At 67.3% G+C, this 21,291-nt stretch carries 13 protein-coding genes; 5 read left to right on the plus strand and 8 right to left on the minus strand.

Annotated features, from left to right (window positions below):
• Positions 1–135: 135 nt before the first annotated feature.
• Both NON22_RS01595 and NON22_RS01600 read right to left on the minus strand, forming a co-directional pair.
• On the minus strand, positions 136–8,595 hold the full coding sequence (locus tag NON22_RS01595) for a glycoside hydrolase family 94 protein (RefSeq protein ID WP_257385141.1): 8,460 nt from the start codon (positions 8,593–8,595) through the stop codon (positions 136–138).
• A 210-nt stretch (positions 8,596–8,805) separates the two neighbouring features.
• Positions 8,806–9,117, minus strand: coding sequence for a hypothetical protein (locus NON22_RS01600; protein WP_257385142.1), 312 nt, complete (start codon positions 9,115–9,117; stop codon positions 8,806–8,808).
• Positions 9,118–9,309: 192 nt separating this feature from the next.
• Here NON22_RS01600 and NON22_RS01605 point away from each other — a divergent pair, with 192 nt between their 5' ends.
• The 3 genes from NON22_RS01605 to NON22_RS01615 all read left to right on the plus strand — a co-directional run bounded on the left by NON22_RS01605 (position 9,310) and on the right by NON22_RS01615 (position 11,260).
• Positions 9,310–9,696 carry a hypothetical protein gene (locus tag NON22_RS01605; protein WP_257385143.1) on the plus strand — a complete coding sequence of 129 codons (387 nt, stop codon included), beginning with the start codon at positions 9,310–9,312 and terminating at the stop codon, positions 9,694–9,696.
• Between the two features lie 325 nt (positions 9,697–10,021).
• A complete protein-coding gene (locus NON22_RS01610; RefSeq protein WP_257385144.1) occupies positions 10,022–10,636 on the plus strand; it encodes a BON domain-containing protein in 615 nt (204 codons plus the stop codon).
• Between the two features lie 90 nt (positions 10,637–10,726).
• Positions 10,727–11,260 (plus strand): hypothetical protein, encoded by a 534-nt coding sequence (locus tag NON22_RS01615; protein ID WP_257385145.1) that lies wholly within the window; start codon positions 10,727–10,729, stop codon positions 11,258–11,260.
• Between the two features lie 110 nt (positions 11,261–11,370).
• Here the strand turns inward: NON22_RS01615 and NON22_RS01620 are convergent, their stop codons facing one another.
• From NON22_RS01620 to NON22_RS01640, 5 genes are all read right to left on the minus strand, one after another.
• Positions 11,371–11,544, minus strand: coding sequence for a hypothetical protein (locus tag NON22_RS01620; protein ID WP_257385146.1), 174 nt, complete (start codon positions 11,542–11,544; stop codon positions 11,371–11,373).
• A 178-nt stretch (positions 11,545–11,722) separates the two neighbouring features.
• Complete coding sequence (locus NON22_RS01625; RefSeq protein ID WP_257385147.1) at positions 11,723–11,911, minus strand: hypothetical protein; 189 nt, start codon at positions 11,909–11,911, stop codon at positions 11,723–11,725.
• Positions 11,912–12,295: 384 nt separating this feature from the next.
• A complete protein-coding gene (locus NON22_RS01630; RefSeq protein WP_257385148.1) occupies positions 12,296–13,594 on the minus strand; it encodes a cation:proton antiporter in 1,299 nt (432 codons plus the stop codon).
• Positions 13,595–13,727: 133 nt separating this feature from the next.
• Positions 13,728–14,351: a Crp/Fnr family transcriptional regulator gene (locus tag NON22_RS01635; RefSeq protein ID WP_257385149.1), complete on the minus strand. Its 624-nt coding sequence runs from the start codon at positions 14,349–14,351 to the stop codon at positions 13,728–13,730.
• Positions 14,352–14,762: 411 nt separating this feature from the next.
• A complete protein-coding gene (locus tag NON22_RS01640; RefSeq protein WP_257385150.1) occupies positions 14,763–15,188 on the minus strand; it encodes a hypothetical protein in 426 nt (141 codons plus the stop codon).
• Positions 15,189–15,902: 714 nt separating this feature from the next.
• Between NON22_RS01640 and NON22_RS01645 the strand changes: the two genes are divergently transcribed.
• The gene (locus NON22_RS01645) at positions 15,903–16,112 is read left to right on the plus strand and encodes a cold-shock protein (protein WP_257385151.1); all 210 of its coding nucleotides are present in this window, start codon (positions 15,903–15,905) and stop codon (positions 16,110–16,112) included.
• Between the two features lie 3,929 nt (positions 16,113–20,041).
• Complete coding sequence (locus NON22_RS01650) at positions 20,042–20,590, plus strand: ECF-type sigma factor (protein ID WP_257385152.1); 549 nt, start codon at positions 20,042–20,044, stop codon at positions 20,588–20,590.
• 164 nt (positions 20,591–20,754) lie between these two features.
• Here NON22_RS01650 and NON22_RS01655 read toward each other — a convergent pair.
• The coding region (locus NON22_RS01655; RefSeq protein ID WP_257385153.1) for a hypothetical protein at positions 20,755–21,291 on the minus strand (537 nt) is incomplete at its 5' end.

A 21,291-nucleotide genomic window follows, 5' to 3' on the forward strand; every position in this document is an offset into this window, starting at 1 on the left:
GGTGGCCGGGCCGTACAGCCGCAGTAGTGCCGCACGGGACGCTGACAGCGTTACCGCGCAACCCGGTGGACATCGACAGAGTTGCCGAGCGTCGAACAGGGGCAGATGCCAGCCACGCGGCCCTGGGCGGAACGGCTATGGGGTCGCGTCGGCGCGGGTGTCCGCCGCCTCGGAGACCGCCCGGCTGCCGACCGCGATATCGACGACGTGCTCGGCGCCGTCGTCGATCAGGCGCAGCACGGTGCCGCCTTCGGTGAAGCTGCCGTCCGCTGCGGCGACCACCGTGATGCGATATACGCTGCTGCCGTAGCGGTAGGTGCAGCGGAATCCCGGCCAGTGCGCCGGCAGGCGCGGATCGATACGCAAGGTGTCGCCTTCTCGGCGGATGCCGAGCAGCGATTCGACACTGAGCCGGTACATCCAGCCGGCCGAGCCGGTATACCAGCTCCAGCCGCCGCGGCCGGTGTGCGGGGCGACGGCATAGACATCGGCCGCGATCACGTAGGGCTCTACCTGGTACGTGTTCACGCCTGCCGGCGTGAGCGAGTGGCGTACCGGATTGATCATGTCGTGCAGCTGCCAGGCCGCTTCGGTGCGGCCGGCTTCCACATTCGCCATCGCCGCCCAGATCGCCGCATGCGTGTACTGGCCGCCGTTCTCGCGCACGCCGGGCACATAGCCGCGAATGTAGCCCGGATCGGCCCCCGCACCGTCGAACGGCGGATCCAGCAGCTGGATCAGCTGCGACTGCGGCCGCACCAGATGGGCCTGCAGTGCGTCGAGCGCCTGCGCAACCCGCTCGTCCGGCGCGGCGCCGGACAGCACCGCCCAGCTTTGCGCGATCGAATCGATGCGGCATTCGGCATTCGTCGCGGCGCCCAGCGGCGTGCCGTCGTCGAAATAGGCGCGCCGGTACCACGCGCCGTCCCAGCCGCTGGTTTCGAGGCTGGCACGCAGATGCGCGGCGGCGTCGCGGCAACGCGCAGCGAACGCCGCATCGCCGCGGGCCAGCGCCAATGGTGCGAAGTCCAGCAGCACGCGGTACAGAAAAAAGCCCAGCCAGACGCTTTCGCCCCGTCCGTCGGGACCGACGTTGTTCATCCCGTCGTTCCAGTCGCCGCTGCCGATCAGCGGCAGCCCGTGCGGGCCTAGCCGCAGGCCGTACTCGATCGCGCGCACACAGTGGTCGTACAGCGGCAGGGGCTGGTCCCAGCGCAGCGGAAGGTCGTAGTAAGACTCTTCGTCGCGGTTCAGGGCGCGCCCGTCGAGGAAGGTTTCGGTCGCGTCGAGTACGGCGGCGTCGCCGCTGCAGGCGATGTAGCGGCAGGTCGCCAGCGGCAACCACAGGTAATCGTCGGAACAGCGCGTGCGCACGCCGCGCCCGGCCGGCGGATGCCACCAGTGCTGCGCGTCGCCTTCCTTGAACTGGCGCGACGCGCACAGCAGCAGCTGCGCGCGCAGCAGTTCCGGCGCTGCATGCACCAGCGCCATCGCGTCCTGCAGCTGGTCGCGGAAACCGAAGGCGCCGCCCGACTGGTAGTAGCCGCTGCGTCCCCATAAACGGCACGCGATGACCTGATAGACCAGCCAGCCGTTGACCAGGGCGTCGAGCGAGGCATCCGGCGTCTGCACTTCGACCGCGCCGAGCAGGCGCCGCCATTGGCTGGCGACCGCGGCGAACGCGGTGCGCGCGACACCGGTCCTGCGCAGGCGCAGTACCAGCGCATTGGCCGCGTCGGCGCTGGCGGCCGTGCCGAGGCGAAAGATGACTTCGCGCGACTGGCCGTCGGCCAGGTCGATCGGGATCTGGATCGCGCCGCAGGGATCCATCAGCGCGCCGACGCGCCCCGACAGGCGTGTGCGCTCCATCGCGGCCGGGCGGGCGAGATTGCCGTTGCGCCCGATGAATTCGAGCCGGTCGCCGGTAAGCGTGCGCGCGGCTTCGTCGACATCGAAGAACGACACCCAGTCGCCGAACTCCGGATGGAAAGGATTGCGCGCGAACAGGGCGCCGCTATGGGGGTCGAGCTCGGTGACCACGTGCATGGCCGATTTCGACGGCAGATCGCCGAGCACCCACTCGACGTAGCCGGTCACCGACAGCGCGCGCCGCCGTCCCGACGCATTGCGCAGGCGCAGCACGAAGAACTTCGCGGCGGCGTCGGCGGCCACATAGACGCGCAGCTCGCTCAGGATTCCGTCTTCGACATGCTCGAACACGCTGTAGCCGAAGCCGTGCCGCGTGACGTAGTCGCCCGTCCCGCGCGCGGGCAGCAAGGTCGGCGACCAGTAGCGGCCGCTGTCCTCGTCGCGCACGTAGAACGCTTCGCCGGCCGCGTCGACGAGCGGATCGTTGTGCCAGGGCGTCAGGCGGTATTCATGCGCATTGCTGCGCCAGGTATAGCCGGTGCCGGCTTCCGAGACGACGCAGCCGAAGTCCGGATTGGCGATGACATTGGCCCAGGGCATGGGCGTGGCCTCGCCGGGACGGCTGACGATCACATATTCGCGCGCGTCGGCGGAATAGCCGCCGCGGCCGTTGTAGAGGGCCAGCGCGGATTCGTCCGCCGGCGGGGCAGCGGAGATCGCGGGACGCTCGGTTTCGTTCGGCACCAGGCGCGGCACCAGGGCTTCGGCGGGAGGACGGCGGCGCAGGTGCTCGCCCAGCCCGCCCTGGCGGTCGTCGAACACGATGCGCGCGACGGCCAGCAGCAACAGGCGGTCCTCGTGCGATATCTGTTCGCCGGCGCGCACGAAGACACCGCCGGGCCGGTCGAGCAGGCTCGACTCGACGCTTGCGGCGACCATGCCCATCAGCGCGTCGCGCAGGTCCAGCCGATAGCCGGCACGCTCCTCGTTCCAGATGACGAGGTCTGCTGACAGCCCTTTCATGCGCAGGTAAGCGTGCGCCTGCACCGCTTCGCGCGCCAGCGCCAGGTTGGCGATGTCGCTGATCTGCACCAGCAGGATCGGCAAGTCACCGGAGATCGCATGCGCCCACAGGCCCGGCTGGCCGCGCCGGTTGCGCAGTACCAGCTGTGCGTCGGCGCGCAGTGAGGGATGGCTGTAGAGCAGGCGGCCGGCCAGGCGCGCATAGGTCTGTGCCTGTGCTTCGCTGATATTGAGCTGGCGCAGCGACATCTGGCTGTGCGTCCAGGCAAGATCGGCGACGCGGTCCGCCAGGCGGTGGTCACGGTATTTGTCCGCCAGCTGCAGGCAGTGTTCGCGGCTGGCGCCGACGCCGACGACCAGATCGATTTGCGCCGTCGCCTCGGGCGCCAGGCGAATGCGATGGCGGATCGCGACGATGGGATCGAGCACCGAACCGTCGGTACCCGACAACACGGCGCCGCTGTCCATCGCCGCCGGGCGAGTCGTGTCACGACGGCGGCCGATGAAGCGCGCGCGGTCGGTTTCGTAGGACACGCCAAGGCTTTCGCCTTCGCGCACGACCACCAGGTGCACCAGCCAGGGCGGCGCATCACGCGAATCGCGCGGCCGCCGCGAACACAGAATCGCGTTGCGCGCCGCCGCGATTTCGGTCTGGACGAACAGCTTGCTGAAGGCCGGATGCAGGCTGTCGGCGATGGCGGGTGCCAGCACGACTTCCGCATAGCTGGTGAACTCGAGCACGCGTTCGGCGGCCGACAGGTTGGTGATGCGGGTGCGGCGTAGCTCGATGTCGTCCTCGGGCGACACCACGATTTCGGTATGCGTCTCCCAATCGCCCTGGCGGCGGCGGTATTCGACGCAGGCTTCGGTGAAGGTTGCCGAATAGGTTTCGTCGGGGCGCAGCGTGGGCTGGAACGCGGTGGACCAGACCTGTCCGCTGTTCACGTCGCGCAGATAGGCGTAGCAACCCCAGGCGTCGCGCGTCGGATCTTCGCGCCAGCGTGTGAGCGCGACGTCGTGCCAGCGGCTGTAGCCGCCGCCGGCGCTGGTCAACATGACCTGGTAACGTCCGTTGGACAGCAGCTGGACTGCCGGCGAATCCGGATCGGGCCGGTCGAAGACGCGCAGCGGTATCGAGGGCGTATCGGCCTGCTCGCGCACGTCGACCAGACGCGGGTCGCTGGCTGACTGGCCACTGGCGCGTGGAACGCGCTCCTGCAGCAGCAGCAGCGCAGACTGCACCTGCGGATCGGCTTCGAAGCGGCGCTGCATGGGCCGGTCCAGCAGCACGTGCGCCAATGCCAGAAGGGTCATGCCCTGGTGATGCGCCATGTAGGAGCGCACGACGGCCTGCGATTGCCCCGGCGGTAGCCGCGTAGCGGTGTAGTCGATCGCCTCGTAGTAGCCGTAGCTGCCCAGCAAACCCTGGTCGCGCAGGCGCTGCAGGTTGGCCGCCGCGGCGTTGGGTGCGACGAGCAAGGCAAGGGCGGACGCGTAGGGCGCGATCACGAGTTCTTGCGCCAGGCCGCGCTGCAGGCCCAGGCCCGGCACGCCGAAAGCGCGGTACTGGTAGTTGTTGGCCGCATCGGTCAGGTTGTAGCCGCACTCCGATACACCCCAAGGCACGCCGCGCTCCTGGCCGTAGGCGATCTGGCGCGCGACGGCGGCGCGGGCGGTATGCGCCAGCAGCGAGCCCGGATACGCCGGCATCACCAGGTTCGGCATCAGGTACTCGAACATCGAGCCACTCCAGGACAGCAGCACCGGCATGCCGCCGGCCTTCATCAGCAGTCGGCCCAGCGAAAACCAGCCGCGGATGGGAATGCGACCCTGGGCGATGGCGACGAAGATCCCCAGCCGCGCCTCGGAGGCGAGCAGGTCGTAGTAACCACCGTCGCGCCGATGATCCGTGACGCTGAAGCCGATGCAGAACAGATCGCGCGTGCGGTCGTAGAGGAAGTCATAGTCGAGCACGGCGAACTGCGCGGCGCGCGCGGCAAGCCGGTGCAGCCGCACTGCCTGATCCGCCACCGCGCCGGCGGCCAGCTCCGCCTCGGCGTCGGCGCACTGCAAGGCAAGGCTGCGTGTCCAGCTCGCCGGCTCTGGTTCCAGCGGTTCGGCGGACAGCGATTGCGCCTGCACGCGCAGGCCGCGCAATGCCGCGCGCGCGGCCTCCTCGTCAGCGGCGACGTTCGCGGCGGCGATGCGCGAGGCCAGCGCGGTCTGAGCCGCTGCCGGCAGCAGGCCGTACAGCACTGTCGCCGTGTCGACGGCACCTTGCAGTAGTCGACGCGACGATTGCGCGGCGGCGACCAGTTCCTGCAGGCCTTGGCGCAGCGTCAGCAGATGGCCAGCGAAGTTGCCGCTGTCGACCGTGGACACGTAGCGCGGCTGCAGCGGCGCCAGCGTGCGCGTGTCGTACCAGTTGTAGAGATGACCACGGTAGCGCTCCAGGCGATCGAGCGAATCGAACGCGGCTTCCAGACGCTCGATCAGGCGCAGGCGAGTGAGATAGCCGAAGTCATGGGCGGCCAGTGTCGCGAGCAGGCCCAGACCGATATTGGTCGGCGAGGTGCGATGCGCCACCAGGCCACCGGGTTGTTCCTGAAAGTTGTCCGGCGCCAGCCAATGGTCGTCGGGACCGGCGAAGTGTTCGAAGTAGCGCCAGGTTCGGCGCGCGACATCGCGCAGCGCGGGAATATGGCGCGCGTCCAGACTCGCCTCCGCCGGTCGCGGCGCACGGCTCGCAAACCACGCGGCGAACGGTGCGGCCAGCCACAGCGCGAGGAAGGGCAGGGCGACCGGCATTGCGGCGGGCTGGTACGCCAGGACGGCGACGCTGGTCAGCACTGCCGTTATCGGCGCGACAGCCATGCGCCGCAAGAAGCTGCGCAAGCCGTCATCGCCGCGGCGCTGTACCGCGCTGGAAGACACCCATTCCAGCAGCCGGCGCCGCGAGACGTGGCGACGCCACAGCGTGCGTACTATCGCGTCCAGCGAAATGACCGCTTCGTAGGGCAGACACAGCAGCGTGAACGCGACCTGGCCGAACCGGCGCGCGCCATTGTGAGATGCCAGTCGCAGATGCTGTGCCCAGGACGCGTCGGCGGATTTGCGCGCCGTCGCGAGCAATGTTTCCAGTGCTACCGGCACCAGGGTCATGAACATCAGGCAGACCGTCCAGCGTGCCGATGCGGCAAGGCTGATCCAGGCCAGGATCAGCAGGGCCAACAGCGCCGGGGCCACGAGGCTGCGGCGCAGGTTGTCGAAAATCTTCCAGCGTGCCAGGAGCGGCAGCGGATTGCGTTGATGGCTGCCGTCGGCCAGCGGCACACGCGGCCACAGCCAGGGCGTCAGCTGCCAGTCGCCGCGGATCCAGCGCTGCCGGCGTTTCATGTCCGCGGCGTAGCTCTGCGGAAAACTTTCGAACACGGCCAAGTCGCTGGCCAGGCCGGAACGTGCATAGCAGCCTTCGAGCAGGTCGTGGCTGAGGATGCGATTGTCCGGCATGCGCCCGGACAGGGAGCGCTCGAACGCGTCGACGTCGTAGATGCCCTTGCCGGTGAAGGAACCTTCGCCAAAGAGATCCTGATACGCATCCGAAACCGTGCGCGTGTAGGGATCCAGGCCCAGGTCGCCGCCGAACAAGGCGGCATAGGCCGAAGCGCCGGCCGTCGGCAAACTCGTGCCCACGCGGGGCTGCAGAATGCCGTAGCCGGCGGTCACGCGGCCGCTGTGCGGATCGAATTGCGCATGGTTGAGCGGATGGTGCAGCGTGGCGACCAGTTCCTGCGCGGTGTCGTGCGGCAATCGCGTGTCCGCATCGAGGGTGATGACATAGCGCACGACGCGCAGGCGCTCGACCGGTCCGACGATGCACGAGAAGCGCCCGGCGCCTTGGCCCCGCAACAGCGCATTGAGATCGCCGAGCTTGCCGCGTTTGCGTTCTTCGCCCATCCACACGGCTTCGCCCGGGTTCCAGCGGCGCGGTCGGTGTAGCAGATGAAACACTGCACCGCCGGCGTCGGCATAGAGCCGGTTCAGGCGCTCGATGCCGGCGACGGCGGCGGCGAGCACGGTCGCATCGTCCGGACAGTGCTCCGATGCGGCGTCGGGAAAGTCGGTCAGCAGGGCGAAATACAGGTTCGCCTGGCGATTGGCGAGGTAGCGGATTTCCAGATCGTCGACGTCGCCCTCGGCCGATTCGATGTCGGCCAGCAGTGTCGGTACGACGACGAGCGTCGACGCTTCCGGCGGCAGGCCGAGCGAATAGTCCATGCGCGGCAGTGCCTGCGGCGAGGCCAGGTGGGCGGCCAGCCAGTTGACCAGGGTGACACTGAGCTGGCCGGCGACCAGCGCGAACAATGCGATGATCCCGCAGCGGCCGAGGAGCGCGGCGGGCAGCGGCAGCCACGCCGCCGCGGCGACGACCAGGATGGTCATGACCAGCGTGATCGCGCCGACATAGACCGCTACGGGCAGGTGGCGCGGTGTCGGGCGCAAGCCGCAGCTCCGCTGCAGCACGGCGCGTCCGGCGCCGACGAGATAGTAGCCGACGTGTGCCGGCGGCGTGCCGGCTGCCGCCGCGGCGGCGAGCGCGACGGCGACGGTGGCGACGTCGGCTTCGTTCTTGCCGGCCTCGCGCGCGAGGCGCTCGACCACGTGCCGGTAATCGTCGCGGGTGACGAAGTCCATGCGTGCGTAGACTTCGGCCGGATCGGTGGCCAGGATGGCCTCGATGTCGCTCAGGCCCTCGACGAAACTGCGCCAGTCGGTCGACAGCAGCAGGCGCAGACTGCCGATGCTGTTGCTGACCGACATCTGGTCGGCAGCCTGCTGCTGGTGCCCGGACTGCACCAGCTGTTCGATGGTCACGCCGTCTTCGGCCAGACGTTGGGCGAGCCAGGAGACGGGCAGGGCGAGCGAAGCACTCTGGCCGAGCAGACGCTGCATCAGCTCGGCCACGAACGACGCGCTCGCCGGGGGATCCGAACGGGCCATGTCGGCGACCGCGAGGATCAGGCTCTTGGGATCGTGCGCGACAATGTCGGCCATTCGCTCGCCCCAGTCGGCGGCGAGGTTGCGGTGGCGGCGGTCCTGCGCGACGCGGGTGGCGACGCGGCGCAGGTTCTCGATCAGGGCCAGCCGCAGCATGATGGGTATGGCCCACAGCTCGCCGAGGGTCAACGGCACCATACGCTGGTAAGCGGCGATGAAGCGGTGCAGGCTTTCCGGATCGAAGCGGCCATCACCGTGGGAAATCGCGTTGAGCGCGATGTCGTAGATGCGCGGCAGATCCGCCGATACGCCGTTGACCAAGCGCGGCAGTTGCCGGTTGTACTCTTTGGGAAAATGACGCCTGGCCGTGCGCACGTGTTCGTCGACCAGGTAATGGTTGTCGAGCAGCCATTCGCTGGCCGGCGTTACGCGACGTCCCTCGCGTATCGCCGTGGTGATCAGCGCGCAGGTGTCCGTGAGCACGGTCTCGTTGTCCGCCAGTCGCGGCAACAGCCGGTTCGGCGCGGAGCCAAGCTTCACGCGATGGAACGCCGCCAGCGCGCTGCCGTGCTCTTCCATCTGCTCGGCGCTGAAAAGTTCGGCCCGCAGCGGCGGTTCGATGCCGGCTTCAGGCAGGAAATCGCGTGCCGGCGCGCGCCGTGCGGAGCGTAGCCACATGCCCAGCGCGGCCAGGACTTTCGTCATGAGCGCCACGGCCGGCGCGCTGGCCGGTGTCGGTTACATTCGGCAGCGTGCGGCATCGTGGATTCCTCGGTCGGCGCCAGGTGAAGCGGCCCGGCCGGCGCAGACTGGCTTGCGCGCTCCGTCGCCGCGAGGGTGAATACGATCGCCGTTGCCATTGTCCGATGCGGCGGCGTGTAGCGGAATACGTAGGGCAACGCTGCGGGAACGACGTCAATGCGGACGTTTGGCCGCGGACCAGGCACGTACGAGCGCGTCGCACAGATGTTCATGGCTGCGCTGCGTGTAGCGATAGACGCGGCCGGAGCGGAACGGGCCGATGCGGCCCATGAGGACGAGATCACCCCGTGACGGACCTGTGCGCGGCGACGGCTCGTTGCCGCGGCGGGATCCGGCTGCGGCAATGTCACCGGCCGCTTGCGCGAGGTCGTTGCCGATCGACGCCAGATAGCCGCCTTCGGAAAGGTAGGCATTGTCGGCGGCATCGTAAAGGCGCTGCTCGGTCGATGGCATGGTGATGGACATGGCCTGAGGCTGCGCGCGCGCGCAGCCCATGTCGGTGCGGTGCCGCACACGGGACCGATCGTCCATTTGCGATAGCGAGCCCAGACATGGCGATCGGCTTGGTGGTCCGGCGTACAGACGGCGCGCGGAAACGGGCGCAACGTCGTCGGCGACGGCGAGCGGCCTGCATCACCGTGCACCCAGGAGAGCATCATGAGCACCACCTCATCAAGCCGGCATGCCCTGAACGGCAGTCCGGACGACCAGCGCGACATGCGCGAATACCAGGTCCACTACGACGGCTGCGCCTACGAGTACAACGGTTATCGCTACGACTGCCTCGGCGACGCCCTCGCGTATGCGCGCCTGATGCGGTCGCGACCGCAGCAGCACGACCCGCGCGGCCCGTATCGCAGGTGCCGCGATGTCGGCGCTGAATCGGAAACCAGCAAGCAGCACATGGCCTCGCTCGGCATCGAACTCGAGGACGGCCGTTTCTGTTATCGCGGCTTCCGCTACGACCGGCTGGCGGAAGCGGTGGATTACGCCCTGCTGGAACAACGCCGGCACGATACGGCGCCGCGCGCGATCACGCCGTGAACGTGGCCGGGAAGAAACGACATGGGCCGAATACGATGGCGCAGCCGACGCGAATACGGGCTGCGCAGTAACCGCGAATGCAAGCACCTTCGGTTCGTACGTGCGCTGACGCACAGACGGACCATCCTGTGGCGCCCACCCTGACATCGAGAGGTACGCCGACCGCAGCCGGATTGCCAGCTGTCTCCTTTGTTGCCGAGTATCGCTTGCCGGCGACGCACGAGGGGGCGCCGTGCATCTTTCAGAACAGCCATGGTGCGCAACCCGCCATCGGCAGCGGCCGGGCGTCCCCGCTTTTCCTGGTCGCGATCACTTCAGGAATGCCATGAACCTGTTCCATCCAACACCTGCGCCCTGTCGGCTCATCGCCATCGCGCTTGCGCTCTGCACGATGCCGGCGCAGGCGTCCACACCTTGCGCGACGTTGATGGGCGATCAAAGCGTCGCCGCCGCGGTCGAGTCGCGTCTGCGAGCGAGTTCGCGCATCCAGGCGGACGACATCGTCGTCGTCGTCGTGTCCGGCATGACGGAGCTGCGCGGGGTGGCGCGCAGCAACACGCAAAGGCTTCTCGCCGAGCAGATGGCTCGCGACACCAGAGGCGTGGATCAACTCAACAATCAGCTGGACGTCGTCGACTGGGTGCCTCTCACCGATTTCGCACGCAACGCCGCCTCGCGACGGGAAGGCGCTGACCGATTGCGCCGAGTGCGCAGCGACACGTGGATCACGACGACGGTAGAGAACACGCTGGCACTGTCGCACGGCACCGACAACTGCCGGATCGCCGTCCGCACCCTTGACGGCGTGGTCGTGCTGCAGGGCGTCATGACCTCGCCGGAGGCGCGCAGCACGGCGGTCGAGCTCGTGGCCGGCACTTATGGCGTACGCAGCGTCGACGCCGACGCCTTGCTCGTCGCGGGGAGCGCGAACGTACGCTGAGCGTTCGCCGCGCGGCCACGGTCAGGCAATCATTCCGCGATTCCGGCGCCCGGCAGGCAAGCATGCGCCGTGACGACCGGAGCCGGTGAAATGGACAAGATGATTCATCTCGACTTCAATCGGCGCCGGCGCCTGTCGGCCCCTTCCGATGCCGCGTACCCGGTTCCGCTGGACCCCAGCGCAATCCTGATGCACGACCACACGTCACTTTCGGTGCGATCGGCCGCCGCCATCTTCCGCATCGGCAGCGATCTTTCCCGCGCGCTGTCAGCATCCGGGGTCGCCGGCGCGTCATCCCGCTCCGCCGCCGCATCGGCCATTCGCCGTGCGATGGACGCCTGCCGGACGGAGTCCCAGCAGATTGCAGCGGAGGCTCGTGCGCACGTTGCGAAGCAGGGCCGGCAACTGGGATTCGACGGCATCGTAGCGCTGGCCGACCTGCAGTTCGCCGGCTCGATGCTGGAGAACCTGCTGCAGGCCGAGCAGAGCGCCGGGCCGGAATGGCTTGCTGCCGGCGCCAGCGACGCGGCGCGCGCGATGGTCGGACGAAAACAGTCAGACGCCGTCGCCATGCACCCGGCGCATCCGGATCTACTCAGGAACTTCGATCTCTCTGTCGCCTAGCCGACGGCGGCCAGCGTTCCCCGTTCGCCCGGGCTGGGCCATGAAGCACCACCGGATCAGACGCATGACGCGCCCGCAAACGACGTGCTGCCTGGCCAGCCGCTCGTTCGCTAGCTGGCACGCGTACCGCGCCGCGAGCGATTTCCCGGCATTCTTGCCGGCTTCTCTGCCGCTCCGGCGCGATTCTCGCGCCAGACGGCGCGGCCGCTCGGGGGCTTGTTCCATTGCAGCCGGACCCAGCGCAGCAAGCGCTTCCGTTTTTCCATCGCAAAATTGCTTTTCATGACGATTCTCCCGGATCGGCGTGCCGGCATCCGCATGAACGGTTCGGCCAACGGAATCGTCGTTCCTCGCAATGCACGACCGTACGAAAGTACATCTGCGCACCTGGCGGCGAGGCGGAACGCCGATGGACGGCGCCGGCATCGCGACCGCTCAGGCCTTCGCCTGAGCGGCTGGATCTCAGCGTTTGCTGTCGCGCTTGTCGTCCGCCGGCTCGGACGGCGAAGGACTGGCCTCGGCGCTCCGGCTAGGCAGATTCGTGACTTTGGCGCCGGTCTTGTCGACCACGTCCGGCGCAGGGACGCTGGCCAGGACCGTGCGCGGCTTGTCGTTGGAATTCCACTTGCTGGGCCTGTTGGGGTTCTTCATGAGGATTGCTCCTGAGTGCCATCCCTGGCCTGTTTCTTCCAGGATGAAACACAGCAACCGGCGTGGCCAGTTGCAACAAGGCGTACCGGAGCCCGGCACATCGGTGAACAGGTCGGTGAACGGGTTTGTCGTGGCGCGCCGGGAACCTGGCGCTGTAGACGTGAAGATCGGGAGAGGACGACATCGTCGTCGGTGAACTCGACGGGAACCGTCGTCGTTCGGAGGGAGCAGTACGACTATGCGCCAGCCGGTGTTAGCTGGCCGTTACGAGCCATTTGATGAAAATTATTTATTTCCACAAGAAGGCGGGACTTTTCATCGGGCGCGGCGCTCCGCCGCGGACGGCGATCCGGAGTAGCCGGCCACGGCAGGGCCGTGCCACCGTCATGGGCGCAGATCCCAGTAGCGGCGCATGAGCGGCTGGGCGCTCAAGCCGTGCAGGATGATCGATGCGACGACGGTCCACAGGGTCAGCGATACCAGCGTGTCGGCCACGGCGCCATCGACGCCGTGGCGCAGCGCAAGCAGCAGATAGAAGACGGACCCGATGCCGCGAATGCCGAACCATCCGATCAGGATGCGTTGCTGCCTGCCCAGACGTTCGCCCACGATAGCCGTCATCACGGATATCGGCCGAAGGACAACCAGTACCAGCGGAACGAACCACCCGATGGCCGGAAGCGGCTTCGTGTACGCCAGCATTGCGCCCACGACCAGGACCAGGGCCAGCTCGGCCAGTTTTTCCAGCTGCTCATTGAAGCCCTGGACGGAGTCATGCATCGTTGCGCTGGCATGGGAGGGATGTGTCGCCATCGTCTCGTAGGAATGGCCTTCGACCTCCGCGGCGGCGTGCAACACCGGCGTATTCCGCAGCGGCTGTTCCCGCACGCGCTGCAGGGCGAGGCCGGCGGCAAAGACCGACAGGAATCCGGACGCCAGACAGAGCTGCGAGACGCCGTAGACCACACCGATCAGGCCCAGGGCGAGGAACTCATCCCGTCCGACGGCTTCACCGTGGCGTGTGCGCAGATAGACGACGAAGCGTCCCACCACGGTCCCCAAGCTGGCGCCGATGGCCACGCCGCCCGCAGTAGCCCAGAGCAGATCCACGCTGAGCCAGCGCAGAAAATGAGGGCCGACCTCGTGCATGCCGAGCAGGCCGAGCCCGAGCATGAAGAACGGAAACGCTGCGCCGTCATTGAGTCCGCCTTCGCCGGCAAGGCTGAACCCCAGGCGATCCGGCTGCGGCCCCGCATCGGACTGGACGCCGGTAGCCAGCACCGGATCGGTCGGCGCGATGATGGCGCCCAGAAGAACGGCGGCTCCCAGCGGCAGGTCCAGCAGCCAGACGCCGACGGCGGTGACCATCGCGACCATCGCGGCCATCGACACGAACGCCAGCCGCAGAGGCAGACGCCAGCGGCGATCGCGCAGCGGCACGCCCAGCTGCAGGCCCACCGCGAACAGCGAAATCAGCAGGGCGACTTCTGCGATCCGTTCCAGCACGAGGGTATGCAACGACGGATCCGGCCGCAGCACGTTGCCTGCCATCGGTCCGAGCAGCCACCCCAGTGCGAGATAGACCATCGCACTGCTCAATGGCAGCCGCCCCAGCAGACCGCTGGTGAACACCATCGTCAACAGCAGGGTGCCGATCAGGAACGACCACTCGGCTATCGACATGACCGGCACTTCGGCATCGCTGGCGCAGACGCCGCAGCCCGCGGTACAGCAGGCGATGCCGTGAGGCGCGGGCGTTGTTCGAAGGAACGCCCGGGTTCCCCCCGCGACGCGCATTGGGTGTGGCAGGCGCGGCTCAGCCTGCACCTGCTTCGGGCAGCAGCCGGTCGAACTCGTCCTTGACGACGCGATAGCATTCGCAGGCTCGCTCTTCGAGACGCTTTCGGTCCAGCACGACGATGTGGCCGCGGCTGTAGCGGATCAATCCAGCGGTCTGCAATTTTCCGGCAGCTTCCGTGACGCCTTCGCGCCGAACGCCCAGCATGTTGGCAATCAGCTCCTGCGTCATGGTCAACTGGTTCGTCGGCAGGCGGTCCAGGCTCAACAGCAACCAGCGGCACAGCTGCTGGTCGACGCTGTGGTGACGATTGCAGACCGCCGTCTGCGCCATCTGGGTGAGCAGCGCCTGGGTATAGCGCAGCAGCAACTGCTGCAGCACGGCAGCGCGGCCGAACTCCTGCTTGATGTACTGTCCCTTGAGACGGTAACCCTGGCCGGCGCTTTGTACGACGGCCCGGCTCGGCGTGGTCTCGCCGCCCATGAACAAGGCAATACCGACCAGCCCCTCGTTGCCGACGATGGCGATCTCTGCCGATGCGCCGTCTCTCATCACATACAGCAATGAGACGATCGATGTCGTCGGAAAATAGACATGGCGAAGCCGACTACCCGATTCGTAGAGCACCGCGCCCAGCGGCATGTCGACGGGTTCGAGCCGAGGCGATATACGCGCCCATTCCTCCGCCGGCAGTGCCCGCAGCAGGCTGTTCGTTCGTGCAGGAAGCGGAGAGGGAAGGGGAACTGACACGGGCAGCCTCGAAGCATCGGTGCGCCGGCAATGAAACCACACGGCTCCAGATACCGGGGTGGCTGGGCCATCATAGCCCACGAGCGTAACGCGCCCGTGTTCGGATAGCGGAGCAGCGCCGTTCACTGCGCCATCACGTTCCGGCGACGCAACCGCACGCCGCGCGCCACGGATCTCTTCGCACTTTCGCGGGCGACGTCACGGGTTTCAGGCCCACGTAGCGCCGCGCATGCGACGGAATCGGCGCGTCGGCCGTTACGGACCCGCTCTTTCGCGCATTGCGGCACGCTTGGGCATTGCGAACTAGCTCTTGCACAGCTCGCCGACGATCGGAGCCAGTCGAGTGCCCGTGGACGTGAGCGCGGTCGACAGGACGGCCAGGAAAGCGTCATTCTCGACCGCTGTGGAGACTCGCGCCTGCACATGCAGGGCGGAGAGATTTCTCTCGAATCGCAGCTCGAAACGAAGTGGCGGAAAGGCTTTCTCCACCGCGCGGACCGCACTTTCCGCGCGAGTCGCGGCGTAGCTTCCGGCTCCCTTGTATACCGATTCGTTCCGAGGGTCGTCCACAATGGTAAAGGCCACGTCCTGGCCGGTTTCATCGGGCGCCCCGGACGGCGGCGCATCCGGATCGCGCGGCGGAGGGGCGGCGGATCCCGGAATTCCCGGCTCTTCGCGAGAGGCCGGATTTTCCGGATGGGACTCACGGCTGTTGATCTTGCTGTGCATGGACTGCTCCTGTGCGCCGTCCTTGGCACACCCATGCCAGATGCCGGCAGCCGAGAGCAGTGTCCGGGCATGCAGCACAGGTTCTCCAGCATTGATCAATGCGAGAAAGGGCGAACTGCGGAGTCGACGATAACGGGTGTCGCTGAGGGTTCTGCGTGATGCAGACCCGGCAGGGGAGCAGGGACTGTGCGCTTGACATCGTTACGGGAGCGTTACGAGAACACGCCGGTTCCGCCGGGAAAACGCCTGAAACGGCGGTGCGCCTGGACCACGATTCCTGGTCGCCTGAAGCGCTGACGGTCTCGCTGGCGCCGCGCCTTGTCGACTCGCATGAACATCAAGGGCGCCATCACCTGCGCACGGCAAGCGCACAATCGCGAGCGCTTGCCGCGTCCCGGCATACGCCGACTTCATCCGCGCAAGAGCGTGCAGTCGTTGCCAGACCCGACGGATTGCGCACGCGTGAAAAAATTTGCCGGACGCTACGGGTGCATGGCCGAGTCGCGCAGATCACGCGCGTCTGCGTTCGAAGTTTTACTGGCGATGCGGCATCAGTCAGCGTACAGTGCCGGCACTGTGCTTGTTTGGTCACGGTGATTGCTTGACCCCGGTTCGTCCGTGATCCCGCATCTCATTGTTCACGTCCCACCTTGCAAACCAGTCGCTCGTACCGGCGCGATGTCGGTACATACCCATTGATGCAAGGAGTTTCAAATGTCAGATCGTCAACACGGAACCGTGAAGTGGTTCAATGATGCCAAGGGCTTCGGCTTCATCACCCCGGAAAGCGGTGCCGACCTGTTCGTGCATTTCCGCGCAATCCAGGGCTCCGGCTTCAAGAGCCTGCAGGAAGGCCAGCGCGTGAGCTTCGTCGCCGTGCAGGGACAGAAGGGCATGCAGGCCGATCAAGTCCAGGCGGATTGAAACTGCGTTAGATGCTGCGGTCCCGGCGCACTGCGCCGGGATCGTCCGATCCAGTTCAACGATTTTCGGACCTACCGGTCGCCGGGCTTATGCGCATGGCGGCCCAGATCGTTGGGTTCCCGTTTTTTCCCGACGCCAAATTGGCCAAGTCCGTCCGAAATCTCTCGGCTCGCTTGCCGCAACGAAGATCGTCGGCATAGTCAAGACGTTCTAAAAGTCCGCACCGGACGCGCACTGCGTGCGATTGCCGGCTCGGCGGATCGTGCGGACGGCACTCGGGGCCGCCCGCACGACGACCGGCCTCAGCTTTGGCTGGCTGCCTCATCGGCAAGCGCCTCGCTCGATATGCCCGCAATGCGCTCGGCGCGACCGTTCGCGACGGCGAAGCTAACCGGCGCGAACGACGCCCAGTACAGATTCTTCGACGCCGGGTCGCCTCCGTGATACGCAAGAACCAGCGCGTCCTCGACGACGGCGATCGCCGGCGCCAGGGTCGAGCTCGGACTGATCGGCGCGAACCGGTCGAACTCGATGTCGCCGTACCACCGGCCGTTCGCCGAGAGCCACGACGCGTGCAGCTTGTCCGGCCCGCCGTACGCGGGATAGACGAGCCACAACTCGCCACGGAAGCTCGCCATGCCCGGCGCGGCCGACGCGAGCGGGCCGAAGTAGTAGCCCTGCCGCTGCGTAATCGTCGAGAGGACTTCCGGGTACGTCCAGACGCGGCCGTCGAACGTCGACAGGGTGATCGCCGTATTGCCGACGAAGGTCAGATAGAGCCTGCCTTCGTGCTCCGCGACCGACAACGTGCCGTCGACGCCGTAGCCGGACCAGATCGCGTCGCCGCCGCTCCACGCGCCGCTGGCGGGATCGTAGACCGCGACGCGCGGCACGTTCTGCCCGCCGGACGCGTCGAACAGCGCGTACACGAGATAGGCCTTGCCTTCGAACAACACGAGGCTTGGCGCTATCGACGTCAGCAACGACGCGCCTTCGATCTCGATCGGCCCGACGGGGCCACTGAATGCCGGCGGTGCCGTTCCGTTGTACGACGACACGCCCCAGTTCAGGACACCGCTGGTGCTCCACACGAGCAGCGTCTGGTTGTCGACGACGACTGCAGCCGGCCAGGTGCCGGCGTCGATGTCGACGGAGCCGCCGCCCTCACCTGGTAGCGGCAAGCCGCCGGTCCAAGGCAACAACGCCGGATCGCCGGGGCATGTCGCGCAGTACAGCGTGTTGTCGTTGTTGTAGTACGCGTTGACGCCCTGGCCGACGTTGAACGTCGCGAGCGCCGGCGCGACTGCGGACTTGCACGACGCGCCTTCCGAGCCAGACGCGATCTTCTTGTCGCCCTGCCACAGGCACGGGTTGTCGAAGAACCCGGCGCCGTTCAACGTCGCGCCGTCCTGATAGACGAGACACAGCCCACCCTGGAACTGCGCCATCGATGGCCTGTAGGGCGACGTCGGATCGACGAAAACCGCCTGGCTTAGCGTGGAGATCGGCTTGTCGCCGGTCCACTTCCGGCCGTCGTAGGACGTTGCATAGAGCTTTTCGTTGTCGTCCGAGGCGCCGCGATAGCACAGCGTCAGCACGCCGTTGGCGGCGGCGGCCGACGGCGCCTTGGTGCTTCGCGGATCGATCGTCTTGCCCGAGAGCTGATGGATCGTCGTGTCCTTGAGCCACCTGGAACCGTCGTAGTTCGCGACGTAGATGCGCTGCTCCTCGCCGGCGATGAAGAACAGGTACAGCTCGCCGCGACAGCTCGCGAGCGTCGGCGTGCCCTTGCTCGTCGGATCGATCTTACCGGGCATGCCGGCGATCTTCCCGCCGCCCGACCACGTCAGCGTCGCGATGTCGCACGTCGCCAGATACAGCGACTCGTCTGAGCCCGTGCCGCGATACGCGAGATAGAGCGCCGGCGCGTCCTGGGGGCCGTAGACCGCAAGCGCAGGACCGGCGCCCGATCGCAGCGTGCGCGTCGAACCGCCGCTGGGCACGCGGATCGCCGTGATCGTGCGCCATTGGCCGTCTTGGTACGTCGCAAGATACAGGTTGCCGTCCTCGCCGAGGAACGAGAGGTAACCGATGCCGTCATGACCGGCGAGCGCGGCCGGATGCCGCGTCGTCGCGTACACGCCGGCGCTCGACTGCACCGGTCCGCGGTACGTCCAGACGCTCTCGTGCTGGAAGCGGTACGCCTGCGCGAAGTACAGCGACCTGTCGTTCGGATACACCGTGATCAACGCGCCACCGACCTCGGCCATCGTCCCCGACCCGTCCGCGGTGGTCACGGCGTTCTGCGGCAGGTCGGTGAACACGAGCGGATTGCCGCCGGCCCACTGCCATGCGCGGATACCGCAAAGGCTCTGCGCGAGCTGCACGAGGTCGGTCGTTTCGTAGAAGTCGACGAAGATCATCGACAGGCGGTTCGGCGCACGGCCTACCTCGTTGACCATCCGGTCGACGATCGAGCGGGTGTCGCGGTCGATGTGCGACGACAGCTGCTTGAGCGTCGTCCACGGCAGCTCGATACGCAGGTGTTCTTCGATCAGCCCGACGAGATCCTCGACGATCTCGCGCCCCTCTTGCGACAGGACGCCGATGATCGGCACCAGCGCGATCGCCGGTTCGAGCAGATGGGCGACGACCACGCGGACGTAGTCGGCCAAATCAGGCGTCAGCGTCAGGAACAGCGCGAACGGCCGATCGTCCTCGACCGCCGCGTGCAGGCGCCGGTGCTGGTCCGCGACGACCGCGCCGACGTCGGACTTGTTCGCATAGCGGCCGACGATGCCGCCGGCGACCGGATCCCAGTCGCGGTTCTCGTTCGCGGGACAGTAGGATTCCGGCCAGTACCGGTCGGCGTAGTCTTTCGCGAGATCCTTGGTGTCGTAGACGTCCGGATAGACGACGATGACGCGCGATCCGGCTCCCGCCGTTCCGGCGCCCACGATCTGCGCGTACGTCATGTCAAACGCGGGATTGTCCAGGGCCGTGCGCGGGCCGGTCGGCTGCGACGCATACGTTGGCTCCCACGACGGCGCGTACAGATAGTTGCCGAGCGATTTGTCGACGGCATGCGCGAGCTGCGCGTACGGAAAATCACCGTGATTCGTCTTGCAGTGGCTGATCGTGATGTAGACGATTTCGCCCCCGGAACCGCTCGACGTTTCGCGCAGGAACGCCGCGAGCTCGTCGAGGATCTCGTCGAACTCGACGCCGACGAAACCATGCCACGTATAGAACTTGTCGTTCCCGCCGTCGTAGTACAGCCGAAAATCCATGCTGCGGACGCCGCCTTCGAGCTGCTCGCGCACCGTCTTGTCAGTTGCGCGCGCGAGCCCTTTCACTGCGTCGTAGACGTGGTCGATCACCCAGTCCAGCGTCGCCTCCGGTCCCCAGCCCTCGAGGTGCAGCGCCGAGAGCGGTTCGATGAAGCGCTCCTGCAGGAGATTGAAGACGGGCGCGAAGGCGCCGATGGCGCCGTCTTTGACGAGGCGCTTGATGAAGCGGTAGGTGCCCGTGTCGTGCGTTGCGGGCAGGCAGATGTACTGCAACGGTGCGTTGCGGATCGCGTCGCTGTGCTGCATCCAGGTTTTGTGGGTCATGGCGTGGGTTCCCCGCAGGCTGGTCGGAGCCGGACGCGCGATTGCGTCCGGCGAGCCCAAGCGCACGTCCGATGTCCCGCGACAGTTGCGTTCGGGGCTCGACCCAGTCAGCGACGCCTTGCGCGGTTTTCCCTCATGCCCTCTTTTTTCTTGCGCCGGCGACGCGGCGCGTCGCTCGATCGCCCAGGGCTGGCGGCACGCAGAAGAGCGGACATCACAGCGCCGCTGCACGCGAAGCGTCGGCGTCGTCGCGGCGCCGTCTTCGCGACGGCAATTTGCGGCATGAACGCCCCGCGCACCTGCTACAGTACGCCGATGAGCGACGTCACCAGCCTTCTGCGCCAGTGGTCCGACGGCGATCGCGGCGCGCTCGATCGCCTGCTGCCGCTCGTCTATGCGGAGCTGCGCGCGCAGGCCGCGCGGCAGCTTTCGGGCGAGCGGCGCGATCACACCTTGCAAGTCACGGCGCTCGTCAACGAAGCCTTCCTGCGTCTCAATGGCCAGCGCGCGCAGTGGAACGACCGGCGGCACTTCCTGCTCATCGCGTCGACGCTGATGCGGCGCGTCCTCGTCGATCATGCGCGGCGCCATGCGGCGGCCAAGCGTCCGCCGGCCGAATCGCGCGTGTCGATCGACGAACTCGATCCGGAAGCGCTGCGCGTCGACAGCGATCTCGTCGCCGTCGACGTGGCGCTGAACGAGCTTTCCGCCGTTGACGCGCGCCAGGCGCAGATCGTCGAGCTGCGCTACTTCGTCGGTCTCGACATCGAGGAGGCGGCGCAGGCGCTGGAGCTTTCCGTCTCCACCGTCACGCGCGAGTGGCGCATGGCACGTGCCTGGTTGCGGCGGCGGCTGGCGGGCTAGCGCATTAGGCAAGGTCTGAACGAGTGCAAGCGGCGCGACTCTCGTACCCAGCCCTCTCATCTCCATAACCCCCGTCAAACGCTCGCTACGCAAGCGTTTAACCGCCCCCTTGACTCAAGGGGGATCCACGATCAAATCCAGATTCCGGCCTGTTCAGCGATTCCCTAGCGCACTTCGCAGGTCGGCATCGAAGCACCGTCGTACCAGGCCGGCCAGCGCTGCGCGAGCGCCGCCGTGGATTCGCCGTTCGCGCAGACCGACTCGCGCAGCCGTTGCGCCTGCTCGCGTACCGACGCTTCGCCGCGTGCCACGGCGATATCGATGTGCAACAGCGCCGCTTCGGCGCGCGATTCGGCGAGCGCGGAATGCACGCCTTTCATCGCGGTGTCGAGTCGCGCCGAGGTGGCGTCGGCCGCATCGAGCTCGCCGCGCTGCAGCTGCACGCCGGCAAGGCGCACGAGTGCACGGGTATGCATCGAGGCATAGGCGTCCGGGTCGAGCTTGGCGAGGCCGTCCGCCGCTGCGGCATATTCGCGCTCGGCCGTGGCCGCGTCGCCGCGAGCGAGCGACGCTTCGGCGAGCGTGTCGCGCGCCGCGGCGAGGAAGACCTGCGCCTCCGTCGCGCCGCCGGACTGTGCACGCCTGACGAGCCCCGGAAGCACGCGGCGGACCAGCGCTTCGGCGCGCGCCGCGTCGCCGAG

The organism is Tahibacter caeni (genome assembly GCF_024609805.1).
In the GTDB taxonomy this organism is placed as follows: Bacteria; Pseudomonadota; Gammaproteobacteria; order Xanthomonadales; family Rhodanobacteraceae; genus Tahibacter; species Tahibacter caeni.

Coding starts and splice junctions, on each gene's coding strand:
- NON22_RS01620 (WP_257385146.1), bottom strand. CDS start 11,544: ATGAAAAGCAATTTTGCGATGGAAAAACGGAAGCGCTTGCTGCGCTGG.
- NON22_RS01595 (WP_257385141.1), bottom strand. CDS start 8,595: ATGACGAAAGTCCTGGCCGCGCTGGGCATGTGGCTACGCTCCGCACGG.
- NON22_RS01645 (WP_257385151.1), top strand. CDS start 15,903: ATGTCAGATCGTCAACACGGAACCGTGAAGTGGTTCAATGATGCCAAG.
- NON22_RS01650 (WP_257385152.1), top strand. CDS start 20,042: ATGAGCGACGTCACCAGCCTTCTGCGCCAGTGGTCCGACGGCGATCGC.
- NON22_RS01600 (WP_257385142.1), bottom strand. CDS start 9,117: ATGTCCATCACCATGCCATCGACCGAGCAGCGCCTTTACGATGCCGCC.
- NON22_RS01635 (WP_257385149.1), bottom strand. CDS start 14,351: ATGCCGCTGGGCGCGGTGCTCTACGAATCGGGTAGTCGGCTTCGCCAT.
- NON22_RS01615 (WP_257385145.1), top strand. CDS start 10,727: ATGGACAAGATGATTCATCTCGACTTCAATCGGCGCCGGCGCCTGTCG.
- NON22_RS01610 (WP_257385144.1), top strand. CDS start 10,022: ATGAACCTGTTCCATCCAACACCTGCGCCCTGTCGGCTCATCGCCATC.
- NON22_RS01625 (WP_257385147.1), bottom strand. CDS start 11,911: ATGAAGAACCCCAACAGGCCCAGCAAGTGGAATTCCAACGACAAGCCG.
- NON22_RS01630 (WP_257385148.1), bottom strand. CDS start 13,594: ATGTCGATAGCCGAGTGGTCGTTCCTGATCGGCACCCTGCTGTTGACG.
- NON22_RS01640 (WP_257385150.1), bottom strand. CDS start 15,188: ATGCACAGCAAGATCAACAGCCGTGAGTCCCATCCGGAAAATCCGGCC.
- NON22_RS01605 (WP_257385143.1), top strand. CDS start 9,310: ATGAGCACCACCTCATCAAGCCGGCATGCCCTGAACGGCAGTCCGGAC.